This is a genomic window from Pseudomonas fjordensis (assembly GCF_976987115.1).
The window spans coordinates 1120923-1134337 of sequence record NZ_OZ336860.1; the positions used below are offsets into that span (position 1 = coordinate 1120923).

The following is a 13415-nucleotide window of genomic DNA, read 5'->3' on the forward strand; positions in this document are numbered from 1 at the left end:
TAAAGCGGTGGGCAGGAATACCCACCACTGGAACGCTGTGGCCCGCCCGTCACATCAAACGCTTACGCTCGCTGGAAGGCGCGATCCCTAGGGACTCGCGGTACTTGGCGACGGTTCGACGGGCGACCTGAATGCCTTGTGCCTCCAGTAAACCAGCGATCTTGCTGTCACTCAACGGCTTTTTCTGATTTTCCGCGGCAACCAGTTTTTTGATGATCGCGCGGATCGCCGTGGACGAGCATTCGCCGCCCTCGGAAGTGCTGACGTGGCTGGAGAAAAAGTATTTCAGCTCATAAATACCCCGTGGGGTATGCATGAATTTCTGCGTGGTGACCCGCGAAATCGTCGATTCATGCATGCCAACGGCTTCGGCGATGTCGTGCAGCACTAGAGGCTTCATGGCCTCGTCGCCGTATTCCAGGAAACCGCGCTGGTGTTCGACGATTTGCGTCGCGACTTTCATCAGGGTTTCGTTGCGGCTTTGCAGGCTCTTGATGAACCACCGCGCTTCCTGCAACTGGTTGCGCATGAAGGTGTTGTCGGCGCTGGTGTCAGCGCGGCGCACAAAACCTGCGTATTGCGGGTTGACCCGCAGGCGCGGTACCGACTCCTGGTTCAGCTCCACCAGCCAGCGCTCGTTGTCCTTGCGCACGATGACGTCGGGGACCACGTATTCGGCTTCGCTGGATTCGATCTGCGAGCCCGGACGCGGGTTGAGGCTTTGCACCAGCTCGATGACCTGGCGCAAGTCATCTTCCTTGAGCTTCATGCGGCGCATCAGTTGGCTGTAGTCACGACTGCCCAACAGGTCGATGTAATCACTGACCAGGCGTTGCGCTTCGGTGAGCCATGGCGTCTTGGCGGGCAGTTGGCGCAGTTGCAGCAACAGGCACTCGCTGAGTGTACGGGCACCGATGCCGGCGGGTTCGAATTGCTGGATGCGGTGCAGGACGGCTTCGATTTCGTCCAGTTCGATGTCCAGTTCCGGGTCGAAGGCCTCGAGGATCTCGTCGAGGGTTTCGTCCAGGTAGCCTTGGTTGTTGATGCAATCGATCAGGGTGACCGCGATCAGACGATCGGTATCGGACATCGGCGCCAGGTTCAGTTGCCACAACAAGTGGCTCTGCAGGCTCTCACCCACCGACGTGCGGGTGGTGAAGTCCCACTCGTCATCATCGTTGCTCGGCAGGCTGCTGGCGCTGGTCTGGTAGACGTCTTCCCACGCGGTGTCCACGGGAAGCTCGTTGGGAATGCGTTCGTTCCAGTCGCCTTCCTCCAGGTTATCCACCGTCGGGGCGGTTTCCTGATAGGAGGGTTCCTGCACGTCGGGATTGGGTTTTTGCTCGATGTTGTCGGCCAGCGGATCTGCGTTGTCGAAGTCGTCGCCTTCTTCCTGGCGTTCGAGCATCGGATTGGACTCCAGGGCCTCCTGGATTTCCTGTTGCAGGTCCAGGGTCGACAATTGGAGCAGGCGGATGGCCTGTTGCAGCTGCGGTGTCATCGTCAGCTGCTGGCCCATTCTCAGGACTAGCGATGGTTTCATGGCAGGGGCTTAACACCTTATTCGCCGGCGCAATGCGCCATCCACGACAGGGCGCGTGAGCGCCAAACATAAGCAAATTATATGCCTGATCTCGGGGCCTTTGCCTAGAGCGCGGTAACAATAAAAAAACCGAGGTTTCCATTGACTCCCGCGCGCTCCAGGGAAAAGCGCGATACCCCTGTGTTTACAGGCGGAACTCGTGACCCAGGTACACTTCCTTCACCAGCTCGTTAGCCAGGATCGTCTCGGCATCGCCTTCGGCAATCAGTTGGCCATCGTTGACGATATAAGCGGTCTCGCAGATATCGAGGGTCTCGCGCACGTTGTGGTCCGTGATCAGCACCCCAATGCCCTTGGCCTTGAGGTGATGGATGATCTGCTTGATATCACCCACCGAAATCGGGTCGACACCGGCAAAGGGTTCATCCAGCAGGATGAATTTCGGCGCGGTCGCCAGGGCGCGGGCGATTTCCACGCGACGACGTTCACCACCGGACAAGCTCATGCCGAGGTTGTCGCGAATATGGTTGATGTGGAATTCCTGCAGCAGGCTTTCCAGCTCTTGGCGGCGGCCATCGCGATCGAGTTCCTTGCGGGTCTCGAGGATCGCCATGATGTTGTCGGCCACCGACAGTTTGCGGAAGATCGACGCCTCCTGGGGGAGATAGCCGATACCTGCCCGTGCGCGACCGTGCATGGGTTGGTGGCTGACGTCCAGGTCGTCGATCAATACGCGACCCTGGTCTGCCTGGACCAGCCCGACGATCATATAGAAGCAGGTGGTTTTGCCGGCACCGTTAGGGCCGAGCAAACCGACGATCTGGCCGCTGTCGATCGACAGGCTGACATCGCGTACCACGTGGCGGCTTTTATAGGCCTTGGCCAGGTGCTGGGCTTTCAGGGTTGCCATTACTCGGCCTTCTTCTTCGGCTGGATAACCATGTCGATGCGCGGGCGCGGTGCGGTGACCTTGTTGCCGTTGGCGCGACCGGCGTTGGCGATCTGCTTGACGGTGTCATAGGTGATTTTTTCACCTTCGGTCGAGTTGCCGTCGGGGCTAAGTACCTTGGCCTGGTCGATCAGCACGATACGATTCTGCTGGGCGTGATACTGGATGGTCTTACCGTAGCCCTTCATCGGGCCGGTGTCGGTGGCGGACTGCTTCTGCTCGAAATAAGCCAGGTTGCCCACCGACGTCACCACATCGATATCGCCGGTCTTGGTACGCGTCAGGGTCACCGTGTTGCCGGTAATCTTCATCGAGCCCTGGGTGATGATCACGCCGCCGGTATAGGTGGCCACACCTTGCTTGTCATCGAGCTGTGCATCGTCAGCCGAGATGTGGATCGGTTGCTGGCTATCGTTCGGCAGAGCCCAGGCGCTCACGCTTCCCAGTGCTGCGCCCAGACCGAGCAAAATAGGGAGGGTTTTAACGAGCCTCATACTGTCCTCTTACGTTCGATAGCAGGTGTATCCTGCTTTCTTTCAAATACGCTTTCATTCCCTTGCCAGTCGATACACCGCCAGCGCCGTCGATTCTAACGTCTTGCTCGGTCTGCGCATATTGCTTCTGTGGGAATACGGTCATGCGACTGCTGGTAATGATGGTATCGCGGTTCTGCGCGTCTGTACGTGCGACGCGAACCGAGTCGATCAGTTCAACTTCGGTGCCGTCCGGGTTCACCTCGCCACGCTTGCTGGTGACGTGCCAGGGAAATTCGGTGCCGCGATACAGGTTCAGGTCCGGATTGGTCAGCAGGCTGACTTCGGAAGCCTTCAAGTGCTCGACCTTGTCCGATGTCATCTCATACTGCACCTTGCCATCGGGCAGGTACTGAATGCTGTAGGCATTGGTGGCGTAATAGTCGATAAGGCCTTCGTCAACCTGCGCAACAGGCTTGTCGAGAAAGCGCTCCGGGCTGATATTCCAGTAGCCCACCGCCAGAAGCAGCGCGGCGATGACCCCGAATAACAGGAAGTTGCGAATCTTTTTGCTCAGCATATAACGCTCTATAGGTAGGCGGCGTGGGCCGCTTCAAGACTGCCCTGGGCACGCAGGATCAACTCGCAGAACTCGCGGGCGGCACCTTCGCCGCCACGGGCGGTGGTGATGCCATGGGCGTGTTCGCGCACAAACGCTGCGGCATTCGCGACGGCCATGCCCAGGCCCACCCGGCGAATCACCGGCAGGTCTGGCAGGTCGTCGCCCAGATAGGCGACCTGTTCATAGCTTAGGTTGAGTTGGCCAAGAAGCTCGTCCAATACCACCAGTTTATCCTCGCGGCCCTGATACAGGTGAGGAATACCGAGGTTTTGTGCGCGGCGTTCCACAACCGGTGTTTTTCGACCGCTGATAATTGCGGTTTGCACGCCCGCTGCCATCAGCATCTTGATGCCTTGGCCGTCGAGGGTGTTGAAGGTCTTGAATTCGCTGCCGTCTTCGAGGAAGTACAGGCGGCCATCCGTCAGCACGCCGTCAACGTCGAAAATCGCCAGTTTGATGTTTTTACCGCGTTGCATCAGGTCGCTGGTCATTTACATCACTCCTGCGCGCAGCAAGTCGCCAAGGTTAAGGGCCCCGATCGGTCGATCATCGTGGTCGACCACTATAAGAGCGCCTATCCGGTGGTCTTCCATGATTTTCAACGCTTCGGCCGCGAGCATTTCGGCGCGGGCGGTTTTGCCGTGAGGGGTCATCACGGCGTCGATGGTGGCGGTATGGATATCAATGGTGCGGTCCAGGGTGCGACGCAGGTCGCCGTCGGTGAATATCCCGGCCAGCCGGCCATCGGTCTCGACGATGGCGGTCATGCCCAAGCCCTTGCGGGTCATTTCCATCAGCGCATCCCGCAAAAGGGTACCGCGTGGAACGCTCGGCAGCTCGGCGCCGCTGTGCATCACGTTTTCCACTTTCAGCAACAGGCGACGGCCCAGTGCACCACCGGGATGGGAAAATGCGAAGTCTTCAGCGGTAAACCCGCGAGCCTCCAGCAGCGCCACCGCCAGGGCATCGCCCATCACCAGCGCGGCGGTGGTGGAGGAGGTGGGCGCCAGGTTCAGCGGGCAGGCCTCGTGGGCCACGTGCACGTTCAGGTTGACGTCGGCGGCCTTGGCCAGCGTTGACTCAGGGTTGCCTGTAAGGCTGATCATCTGGATGCCCAGGCGCTTGATCAGCGGCAACAGGGTCACGATTTCGTTGGTGGTGCCGGAGTTGGACAGCGCCAGAATCACGTCATCCTTGGTGATCATGCCCATGTCGCCGTGGCTGGCTTCGGCCGGGTGCACGAAAAACGCGGTGGTCCCGGTGCTCGCCAAGGTCGCGGCGATCTTGTTGCCAATGTGGCCGGACTTGCCCATGCCGACCACCACAACGCGGCCCTTGCTGGCCAGAATCATCTCGCAGGCGCGCACGAAATCCGCGTCGATATGCGCCAGCAAGCCTTCTACGGCTTCGAGCTCAAGGCGTATGGTGCGTTGCGCGGATTGAATAAGGTCGCTGGATTGGCTCATGTCTGAAATCGTATAGCCTGACGAAAAGTCGGCGATTATAGCGGTAATGATCAATTCCCTCACACAAGTTCGTCAGGCTTTGTGCGCCGGATAACTGAAAAGCACCGTCGGTAACATAGCAAGCAACGTTTTTTCCCTGTCTCAAATCTGAACCAGCGCTGTTCCGGCCTTGGGCGCTCTGTACCAGCAGTGATATAGTTCGCCGCCAGTTCGGTCCGCCCAACCCATGTGCCTTATTATTGCGCATCAGTTGAAAACCAAAGTCGCACACATGGTGTCTGAGTGAAAGGCTGCATCCCAAGGAGATTAGATGAGTGCCGATAACGCCTACGCGGTCGAGCTGAAGGGCCTTACCTTCAAGCGCGGTACGCGCAGCATCTTCAATAACGTCGATATTCGCATTCCTCGCGGCAAGGTCACGGGCATCATGGGGCCTTCCGGTTGCGGCAAGACCACCCTGTTGCGCCTGATGGGCATGCAATTGCGCCCCAGTGCCGGGGAAGTGTGGGTCAACGGCCAGAACCTGCCGACGCTGTCGCGCAGCGATCTGTTCGATGCGCGCAAGCATATGGGGGTGCTGTTCCAGAGCGGCGCGCTGTTCACCGACCTCGATGTGTTCGAAAACGTGGCCTTCCCGCTGCGGGTGCACACCCAACTGTCCGACGAGATGATTCGTGACATCGTGTTGCTGAAACTGCAGGCCGTGGGCCTTCGCGGTGCCATCGACCTGATGCCAGACGAGTTGTCCGGCGGCATGAAGCGCCGTGTAGCCCTGGCGCGGGCCATTGCCCTCGACCCACAGATCCTCATGTACGACGAGCCATTCGTGGGTCAGGACCCGATCGCCATGGGCGTGTTGGTGCGCCTGATCCGCCTGCTCAACGATGCATTGGGGATCACCAGTATCGTGGTGTCCCACGACCTGGCCGAAACCGCGAGCATTGCCGACTACCTCTATGTAGTAGGTGATGGTCAGGTGCTGGGGCAGGGTACGCCTGAAGAGTTGATGAACGCCGATAACCCGCGCATTCGCCAATTCATGACCGGCAACCCCGATGGCCCGGTGCCTTTTCACTTTCCGGCAGCGGACTACCGCTCAGATCTTCTGGGGAAGCGCTGATGCGCAAGACATCTCTTATCGAGAAGGTTCGCCTTTTCGGTCGCTCGGGCATCGACATCGTCGAAGTGCTGGGGCGTTCGACCATTTTCCTGTTCCACGCCTTGCTGGGGCGCGGCGGCATCGGCGGCGGCTTTGGCCTGCTGGTCAAGCAGCTGCACTCGGTGGGGGTGATGTCCCTGGTGATCATCGTGGTCTCCGGCGTGTTCATCGGCATGGTGCTGGCGCTGCAGGGTTTCAATATCCTGTCCAGCTACGGCTCGGAGCAGGCGGTAGGGCAGATGGTGGCCCTGACTCTGTTGCGTGAGCTTGGCCCCGTGGTCACCGCCTTGTTGTTCGCGGGGCGTGCAGGTTCGGCGCTGACTGCTGAAATCGGCAATATGAAGTCCACCGAGCAGCTGTCCAGCCTGGAAATGATCGGCGTGGACCCGCTCAAGTACATTGTTGCCCCGCGCCTGTGGGCCGGCTTCATTTCCCTGCCATTGCTGGCGATGATCTTCAGCGTGGTAGGTATCTGGGGCGGTTCGTGGGTGGCGGTTGACTGGCTGGGGGTCTACGACGGCTCCTACTGGGCCAACATGCAAAACAGCGTGACCTTCACCGGTGACGTGCTCAACGGCATCATAAAGAGCATTGTCTTTGCCTTTGTGGTGACCTGGATTGCCGTATTCCAAGGCTATGACTGCGAGCCCACTTCAGAGGGGATCAGCCGTGCCACTACCAAGACCGTTGTGTACGCCTCGCTGGCGGTACTGGGCCTTGACTTCATTTTGACCGCCTTGATGTTTGGAGATTTCTGATGCAAAACCGCACTGTGGAAATCGGTGTCGGCCTTTTCTTGCTGGCTGGCATCCTGGCTTTACTGTTGTTGGCCCTGCGAGTCAGCGGCCTTTCGGCCAGCCCTACCGCCGATACCTATAAACTTTACGCGTACTTCGACAATATCGCCGGTTTGACGGTCAGATCCAAAGTGACCATGGCCGGTGTCACCATCGGCAAGGTCACGGCAATCGATCTGGATCGCGACAGCTTTACCGGCCGGGTGACGATGCAACTGGACAAGAAGGTAGATAATCTGCCGACTGACTCCACAGCATCTATCCTCACTGCGGGGTTGCTGGGCGAGAAGTACATCGGTGTCAGCGTGGGCGGGGAAACAGCCCTGCTCAAGGATGGTTCGACCATCCACGACACACAGTCGTCGCTGGTGCTTGAAGACCTGATCGGAAAATTTTTGCTCAATACGGTCAATAAAGACGCCAAATGAGGAATCTGTTCATGATCTCTACCTTGCGACGTGGCCTGCTGGTACTGCTTGCAGCATTGCCGATGATGGCCAACGCGGCAGGTTCTGCCCACGATTTGGTGCAGGACACCACCAGCAGAATGCTGGCTGACCTCAAGGCTAACAAAGAACAGTACAAGCAAGACCCTTCCCAGTTCTACAAGGCGCTTGACGCCATCGTTGGCCCTGTGGTCGATGCTGAAGGTATTTCCAAAAGCATCATGACGGTCAAATATTCGCGCAAGGCTACGCCTGCGCAGATGCAGACGTTCCAGGAGAACTTCAAGAAGGGTCTGTTCCAGTTCTACGGCAACGCCCTGCTGGAGTACAACAACCAGGGCATTATCGTTGACCCGGCCAAGGACGAGACTGGCGACCGCGCCGAAGTCGGGATGAAAGTCTCCGGCAGCAATGGTGCCGTTTATCCAGTGTCCTACACCCTGACGAAGATCAACGGCGAGTGGAAACTGCGCAACGTGATCATCAACGGTATCAACATCGGCAAGCTGTTCCGTGACCAGTTCGCTGACGCGATGCAGCGCAATGGCAACGACCTGGACAAGACCATCAATGGTTGGGCCGGTGAAGTGGCCAAGGCCAAGGAAGAAACCGACAAAGCTGCCGGGAAGCCTGCGCAATGACCGAGTCGGCTGTTCGTATCGGCGACGCCGGCGAGCTGTTCCTCAGCGGCGTGCTGGATTACCGCACCGGGCCTGACCTGCGCAAGCAGGGCCAGGCGCTGATCAAGGCCAGCAAGGCGCCAGAACTGGTGCTCGATTGCTCGGCGGTGACCAAGTCCAGCAGTGTCGGCCTGTCGTTGTTGCTGTGCTTCATGCGTGATGCCGAGGCGGCGAAAAAACCGGTCAGCATCCGTGCGTTGCCGGAAGACATGCGTGAAATTGCCGAAGTTTCCGGTTTGACCGAACTGCTGGCGCATCCTTAATACACATTATTAGAAAAGCCCCCCGTCAGAGTCCTGCTATGCGGGGTTCGCAGGCGCGGGGCTTTTTTGTATGATGTGCGACCCGTGCGCACTGGGCGCCGATAGAGGTTGAGCATGCAGGCCCTAGAAGTTAAGAGCTTCCTTGAAGGAAAGCTGCCGGAAACGAACATAGAAGTTGAAGGCGAAGGCTGCAATTTCCAGCTGAACGTGATTAGCGATGAACTGGCGGCATTGAGCCCGGTCAAGCGTCAGCAGCAGATCTATACCCATTTGAACCCATGGATCGCCGATGGCAGCATCCACGCGGTCACTATGAAATTTTTCAGCCGCGCGGCCTGGGCCGAGCGCACCTGAGCCCCCAAGGCGTCGAGATTCTTATGGATAAATTGATTATTACCGGCGGTGCCCGCCTTGATGGCGAGATCCGCATTTCCGGTGCGAAAAACTCCGCCTTGCCGATCCTGGCAGCGACCCTGCTGTGCGATGGCCCAGTGACTGTGGCCAACCTGCCGCACTTGCACGACATTACCACCATGATCGAGCTGTTCGGTCGCATGGGCATTGAGCCGGTGATCGACGAGAAACTGGCCGTCGAAATCGACCCGCGCACCATCAAGACCCTGATCGCACCGTACGAACTGGTGAAAACCATGCGTGCGTCGATCCTGGTGCTGGGCCCGATGGTTGCCCGTTTCGGCGAAGCCGAAGTGGCCTTGCCTGGCGGTTGCGCCATTGGTTCGCGTCCGGTCGACCTGCACATCCGTGGCCTTGAGGCCATGGGCGCAGTCATCGATGTCGAAGGCGGCTACATCAAGGCCAAGGCGCCGGAAGGCGGCCTGCGGGGCGCGAACTTCTTCTTTGATACCGTCAGTGTGACCGGTACCGAGAACATCATGATGGCCGCTGCCCTCGCCAACGGTCGCAGCGTGCTGCAGAACGCCGCGCGCGAGCCGGAAGTGGTCGACCTGGCCAATTTCCTCAACGCCATGGGCGCGAAGGTTTCCGGCGCTGGCACCGACACCATCACTATTGATGGGGTAGAGCGCCTGCACACTGCCACCTACAAAGTCATGCCTGACCGCATCGAGACCGGCACCTACCTGGTTGCCGCCGCCGTGACCGGTGGCCGTGTGAAGGTCAAGGACACCGATCCGACCATCCTTGAAGCCGTCCTGGAAAAACTCAAGGAAGCCGGCGCAGAGATCACCACCGGCGAAGACTGGATCGAGCTGAACATGCACGGCAAGCGGCCGAAAGCTGTCAACGTGCGTACCGCTCCGTACCCGGCGTTCCCGACCGACATGCAAGCGCAGTTCATCTCCCTGAACGCGATTGCCGAAGGCACCGGTGCCGTGATCGAGACCATCTTCGAAAACCGTTTCATGCACGTGTATGAACTGCACCGCATGGGCGCCAAGATCCAGGTCGAAGGCAACACCGCCATCGTCACCGGCATCGACAAGCTCAAGGGCGCGCCAGTCATGGCCACCGACCTGCGTGCTTCGGCCAGCCTGGTAATCTCGGCACTGTGCGCCGAAGGCGACACCCTGATCGACCGCATCTACCACATAGACCGTGGTTACGAGTGCATCGAAGAGAAACTGCAGATGCTCGGCGCAAAAATCCGCCGCGTACCGGGCTAACCCCCACTGCACTGTAGGATGTAGGAGCGAGCTTGCTCGCGAAGAGCTCATGGTCACCGCGTGAAGTCTGAATAAACGCGTTATCGTTGACGTTCTTCGCGAGCAAGAACTAGGCGTCCCCCTCGCTCCTACAAACACTGGTTTGTTTCAAATCGAGGCTGTCATGGCCTCGATCTGTGTCTGGCGCCGTTTGCGACCGGACAGCAATAGCCTGATGAAGGACTGACATTTCCCATGTTGACCATCGCACTGTCCAAGGGCCGCATCCTTGACGACACGTTGCCGCTTCTGGCTGAAGCGGGCATCGTGCCGACCGAGAATCCGGACAAGAGCCGCAAGCTGATCATCCCCACGACCCAGGACGACGTGCGCCTGCTGATCGTGCGGGCTACCGACGTGCCGACCTACGTTGAACATGGCGCCGCCGACCTGGGGGTTGCCGGCAAGGACGTGCTGATGGAATACGGCGGCCAGGGCCTCTACGAGCCCCTGGACCTGCGCATCGCCCTGTGCAAGCTGATGACCGCCGGCCGTGTCGGTGACGTCGAGCCCAAGGGCCGCCTGCGGGTCGCCACCAAGTTCGTCAACGTTGCCAAGCGCTACTACGCCGAACAAGGCCGTCAGGTCGATATCATCAAGCTCTACGGCTCCATGGAGCTGGCACCGCTGATCGGCCTGGCCGACAAGATCATCGACGTGGTCGACACCGGCAACACCCTGCGCGCCAACGGTCTGGAACCCCAGGATTTCATCGCCGACATCAGCTCCCGTCTGATCGTCAACAAGGCATCGATGAAGATGCAGCACGCCCGTATTCAGGCGTTGATCGACACCCTGCGCAAGGCAGTGGAGTCGCGACACCGCGGTTGACTCACCCGCGTAGCTGAAAAGCTGCGCCCGTCTATCCGCCTCATAGCCAGAATTCTCAGGTGCCCAAGCGGAAACGACTGCTAGTTTAGGGCGCCTGAGTTTTTGCCAATTCTATTGAGGCCCTCGCTATGACCACGTCCACTGCAATTGCCCGACTCAACGCTGCCGACCCGGATTTCGCCCATCATCTGGATCATCTGCTGAGCTGGGAAAGCGTGTCCGACGACTCGGTCAACCAGCGGGTGCTCGACATCATCAAGGCCGTGCGCGAGCGCGGTGATGCGGCGCTGGTGGACTTCACCCGCCAGTTCGACGGGCTGGACGTAAAGTCCATGGCCGACCTGATCCTGCCGCGTGAACGCTTGGAGCTGGCGCTGACGCGCATTACCGCACCACAGCGCGAAGCCCTGGAAGTCGCAGCGGCGCGGGTACGCAGCTACCACGAAAAACAGAAGCAGGACTCCTGGAGCTACACCGAGGCCGACGGCACGGTGCTGGGCCAGAAGGTCACGCCACTGGACCGCGCCGGCCTGTACGTGCCGGGCGGCAAGGCGTCGTATCCATCGTCGGTGTTGATGAATGCGATCCCGGCCAAAGTTGCGGGCGTGACCGAAGTGGTCATGGTGGTGCCGACCCCGCGTGGCGAAATCAACGAGCTGGTGCTGGCTGCCGCCTGCATCGCCGGCGTCGACCGCGTGTTCACCATCGGTGGCGCCCAGGCCGTCGCGGCGCTGGCCTATGGCACCGAAAGCGTGCCGAAGGTCGACAAGGTGGTTGGCCCTGGCAACATCTACGTCGCCACCGCCAAGCGCCATGTGTTTGGCCAGGTCGGTATCGACATGATCGCCGGCCCTTCGGAAATCCTTGTGGTGTGTGACGGCCAGACCGACCCGGACTGGATCGCCATGGACCTGTTCTCCCAGGCGGAGCACGATGAAGACGCCCAGGCGATCCTGGTCAGCCCCGATGCCGAGTTCCTCGACAAGGTCGCCGCCAGCATCAATAAACTGCTGCCGACCATGGAGCGTGCCGAGATCATCGAGAAGTCGATCAACGGCCGTGGTGCGCTGATTCTGGTGCGTGACATGGAGCAGGCCATCGAAGTGGCCAACCGCATCGCACCGGAGCACCTGGAACTGTCCGTAGCGGACCCTCAGGCCTGGTTGCCGTCGATCCGTCACGCCGGGGCGATCTTTATGGGGCGCCACACCAGCGAAGCCCTGGGCGACTACTGCGCCGGCCCCAACCACGTGTTGCCAACCTCCGGCACCGCGCGTTTCTCGTCGCCGCTGGGGGTGTACGATTTCCAGAAGCGCTCGTCGATTATCTTCTGCTCGCCACAAGGCGCTTCCGAGCTGGGCAAGACCGCCTCGGTGCTGGCCCGTGGTGAATCCCTCAGCGCGCACGCACGCAGCGCCGAATACCGCATCGTCAAGGGAGAGTAAGGCATGAGCAAATTCTGGAGCCCTTTCGTCAAGGACCTGGTGCCTTACGTACCCGGTGAGCAACCGAAGCTGACCAAGCTGGTCAAGCTCAACACCAATGAAAACCCCTACGGCCCATCGCCCAAGGCGCTGGCGGCAATGCAGGCCGAGTTGAATGACAACTTGCGCCTATACCCAGACCCCAACAGCGACCTGCTCAAGCAGGCCGTGGCCAAGTATTACGGGATCGACGCCGGCAAGGTGTTCCTGGGCAACGGTTCCGATGAAGTCCTGGCGCACATCTTCCACGGCCTGTTCCAGCACGATCTGCCGCTGTTGTTCCCGGACATCAGCTACAGCTTCTATCCGGTGTACTGCGGCCTGTACGGCATCACGTTCGACGCGGTGCCATTGGACGAGCAGTTCCAGATTCGCGCCGCTGACTACGCCAGGCCCAACGGCGGTATCATCTTCCCCAACCCGAACGCGCCCACCGGCTGCGTACTGGCGCTGGACGCGGTAGAGCAGATCCTCAAGGCCAGCCCGGATTCGGTGGTGGTGGTCGATGAAGCCTATATCGACTTCGGCGGCGAAACTGCCATCAGCCTGGTCGACCGTTACCCGAACCTGCTGGTGACTCAGACCCTGTCCAAATCGCGCTCACTGGCCGGTTTGCGCGTAGGCCTGGCCGTGGGCCACCCAGACCTGATCGAGGCGCTGGAGCGGGTCAAGAACAGCTTCAACTCCTACCCGTTGGATCGGTTGGCGATTGTTGGCGCGGCGGCCGCGTTTGACGACCGTGAATACTTTGAGAAAACCTGCCAGTGGGTGATCGACAGCCGCAACCAGGTCGTCGCGCAATTGCAAGGCAAGGGGTTTGAGGTATTGCCGTCGGCGGCGAACTTCATCTTCGCGCGTCACCCGCGGCATGACGCTGCAGGGCTGGCCGCCAAGTTGCGTGAGCAAGGTGTGATTGTGCGGCACTTCAAGCAGGAGCGGATTGCCCAGTTCCTGCGGATCAGTATCGGGACGCCGGAGCAGAACCAGGCGCTGATCGACGGCCTCGGCGAGCTCTAATTT

General features: G+C 59.8%; 16 protein-coding genes. 10 read left to right on the plus strand and 6 right to left on the minus strand.

All coding sequences use genetic code 11. The features are described 5' to 3' along the window. Positions 1-49: 49 nt before the first annotated feature. From ACWHXD_RS05020 to ACWHXD_RS05045, 6 genes are all read right to left on the minus strand, one after another. Positions 50-1543, minus strand: a complete 1494-nt coding sequence (locus tag ACWHXD_RS05020) for an RNA polymerase factor sigma-54 (RefSeq protein ID WP_003188580.1) — start codon at positions 1541-1543, stop codon at positions 50-52. A gap of 184 nt (positions 1544-1727) precedes the next feature. After that, on the minus strand, positions 1728-2453 hold the full coding sequence (gene lptB / locus ACWHXD_RS05025; protein ID WP_138761300.1) for an LPS export ABC transporter ATP-binding protein: 726 nt from the start codon (positions 2451-2453) through the stop codon (positions 1728-1730). Then, a complete protein-coding gene (lptA, locus tag ACWHXD_RS05030) occupies positions 2453-2986 on the minus strand; it encodes a lipopolysaccharide transport periplasmic protein LptA (protein ID WP_032893554.1) in 534 nt (177 codons plus the stop codon). Before lptA ends, lptB begins: the two co-directional genes overlap by 1 nt. Next, on the minus strand, positions 2973-3545 hold the full coding sequence (lptC, locus tag ACWHXD_RS05035; protein WP_014716937.1) for an LPS export ABC transporter periplasmic protein LptC: 573 nt from the start codon (positions 3543-3545) through the stop codon (positions 2973-2975). Before lptC ends, lptA begins: the two co-directional genes overlap by 14 nt. An 8-nt stretch (positions 3546-3553) precedes the next feature. Further along, complete coding sequence (locus ACWHXD_RS05040; RefSeq protein ID WP_003188588.1) at positions 3554-4078, minus strand: KdsC family phosphatase; 525 nt, start codon at positions 4076-4078, stop codon at positions 3554-3556. Then, a complete protein-coding gene (locus tag ACWHXD_RS05045) occupies positions 4079-5053 on the minus strand; it encodes a KpsF/GutQ family sugar-phosphate isomerase (protein WP_032893550.1) in 975 nt (324 codons plus the stop codon). It abuts the gene before it with no gap. Between the two features lie 310 nt (positions 5054-5363). Here ACWHXD_RS05045 and ACWHXD_RS05050 point away from each other — a divergent pair, with 310 nt between their 5' ends. The 10 genes from ACWHXD_RS05050 to hisC all read left to right on the plus strand — a co-directional run bounded on the left by ACWHXD_RS05050 (position 5364) and on the right by hisC (position 13412). Continuing rightward, a complete protein-coding gene (locus tag ACWHXD_RS05050) occupies positions 5364-6173 on the plus strand; it encodes an ATP-binding cassette domain-containing protein (protein ID WP_003188590.1) in 810 nt (269 codons plus the stop codon). Continuing rightward, complete coding sequence (mlaE, locus tag ACWHXD_RS05055) at positions 6173-6970, plus strand: lipid asymmetry maintenance ABC transporter permease subunit MlaE (protein ID WP_003188592.1); 798 nt, start codon at positions 6173-6175, stop codon at positions 6968-6970. Before ACWHXD_RS05050 ends, mlaE begins: the two co-directional genes overlap by 1 nt. Further along, a complete protein-coding gene (gene mlaD / locus ACWHXD_RS05060) occupies positions 6970-7437 on the plus strand; it encodes an outer membrane lipid asymmetry maintenance protein MlaD (protein WP_003188593.1) in 468 nt (155 codons plus the stop codon). The genes mlaE and mlaD overlap by 1 nt, the downstream gene beginning before the upstream one ends. A gap of 11 nt (positions 7438-7448) precedes the next feature. Further along, a complete protein-coding gene (locus ACWHXD_RS05065; RefSeq protein WP_138761301.1) occupies positions 7449-8096 on the plus strand; it encodes an MlaC/ttg2D family ABC transporter substrate-binding protein in 648 nt (215 codons plus the stop codon). Beyond that, on the plus strand, positions 8093-8398 hold the full coding sequence (locus ACWHXD_RS05070; RefSeq protein ID WP_003188596.1) for an STAS domain-containing protein: 306 nt from the start codon (positions 8093-8095) through the stop codon (positions 8396-8398). The genes ACWHXD_RS05065 and ACWHXD_RS05070 overlap by 4 nt, the downstream gene beginning before the upstream one ends. Before the next feature lie 114 nt (positions 8399-8512). Then, positions 8513-8752, plus strand: a complete 240-nt coding sequence (locus tag ACWHXD_RS05075; RefSeq protein WP_032893547.1) for a BolA family protein — start codon at positions 8513-8515, stop codon at positions 8750-8752. Positions 8753-8775: 23 nt separating this feature from the next. Beyond that, complete coding sequence (gene murA, locus ACWHXD_RS05080) at positions 8776-10041, plus strand: UDP-N-acetylglucosamine 1-carboxyvinyltransferase (RefSeq protein WP_003188598.1); 1266 nt, start codon at positions 8776-8778, stop codon at positions 10039-10041. Between the two features lie 234 nt (positions 10042-10275). Beyond that, positions 10276-10911 (plus strand): ATP phosphoribosyltransferase, encoded by a 636-nt coding sequence (gene hisG / locus ACWHXD_RS05085; protein WP_003188599.1) that lies wholly within the window; start codon positions 10276-10278, stop codon positions 10909-10911. A 128-nt stretch (positions 10912-11039) separates the two neighbouring features. Further along, complete coding sequence (hisD, locus tag ACWHXD_RS05090; protein WP_003188601.1) at positions 11040-12356, plus strand: histidinol dehydrogenase; 1317 nt, start codon at positions 11040-11042, stop codon at positions 12354-12356. Between the two features lie 3 nt (positions 12357-12359). Continuing rightward, positions 12360-13412 (plus strand): histidinol-phosphate transaminase, encoded by a 1053-nt coding sequence (gene hisC, locus ACWHXD_RS05095; RefSeq protein WP_138761302.1) that lies wholly within the window; start codon positions 12360-12362, stop codon positions 13410-13412. The last annotated feature ends 3 nt before the right edge of the window (positions 13413-13415 follow it).

What these genes read in the sequence shown, in the direction of transcription:
- ACWHXD_RS05020 (WP_003188580.1), bottom strand. Translation starts at nt 1,543, where the DNA reads ATGAAACCATCGCTAGTCCTGAGAATGGGCCAGCAGCTGACGATGACA.
- lptC (WP_014716937.1), bottom strand. Translation starts at nt 3,545, where the DNA reads ATGCTGAGCAAAAAGATTCGCAACTTCCTGTTATTCGGGGTCATCGCC.
- ACWHXD_RS05070 (WP_003188596.1), top strand. Translation starts at nt 8,093, where the DNA reads ATGACCGAGTCGGCTGTTCGTATCGGCGACGCCGGCGAGCTGTTCCTC.
- hisG (WP_003188599.1), top strand. Translation starts at nt 10,276, where the DNA reads ATGTTGACCATCGCACTGTCCAAGGGCCGCATCCTTGACGACACGTTG.
- ACWHXD_RS05040 (WP_003188588.1), bottom strand. Translation starts at nt 4,078, where the DNA reads ATGACCAGCGACCTGATGCAACGCGGTAAAAACATCAAACTGGCGATT.
- ACWHXD_RS05075 (WP_032893547.1), top strand. Translation starts at nt 8,513, where the DNA reads ATGCAGGCCCTAGAAGTTAAGAGCTTCCTTGAAGGAAAGCTGCCGGAA.
- mlaD (WP_003188593.1), top strand. Translation starts at nt 6,970, where the DNA reads ATGCAAAACCGCACTGTGGAAATCGGTGTCGGCCTTTTCTTGCTGGCT.
- hisC (WP_138761302.1), top strand. Translation starts at nt 12,360, where the DNA reads ATGAGCAAATTCTGGAGCCCTTTCGTCAAGGACCTGGTGCCTTACGTA.
- lptA (WP_032893554.1), bottom strand. Translation starts at nt 2,986, where the DNA reads ATGAGGCTCGTTAAAACCCTCCCTATTTTGCTCGGTCTGGGCGCAGCA.
- ACWHXD_RS05065 (WP_138761301.1), top strand. Translation starts at nt 7,449, where the DNA reads ATGATCTCTACCTTGCGACGTGGCCTGCTGGTACTGCTTGCAGCATTG.
- mlaE (WP_003188592.1), top strand. Translation starts at nt 6,173, where the DNA reads ATGCGCAAGACATCTCTTATCGAGAAGGTTCGCCTTTTCGGTCGCTCG.
- ACWHXD_RS05050 (WP_003188590.1), top strand. Translation starts at nt 5,364, where the DNA reads ATGAGTGCCGATAACGCCTACGCGGTCGAGCTGAAGGGCCTTACCTTC.
- murA (WP_003188598.1), top strand. Translation starts at nt 8,776, where the DNA reads ATGGATAAATTGATTATTACCGGCGGTGCCCGCCTTGATGGCGAGATC.
- hisD (WP_003188601.1), top strand. Translation starts at nt 11,040, where the DNA reads ATGACCACGTCCACTGCAATTGCCCGACTCAACGCTGCCGACCCGGAT.
- ACWHXD_RS05045 (WP_032893550.1), bottom strand. Translation starts at nt 5,053, where the DNA reads ATGAGCCAATCCAGCGACCTTATTCAATCCGCGCAACGCACCATACGC.
- lptB (WP_138761300.1), bottom strand. Translation starts at nt 2,453, where the DNA reads ATGGCAACCCTGAAAGCCCAGCACCTGGCCAAGGCCTATAAAAGCCGC.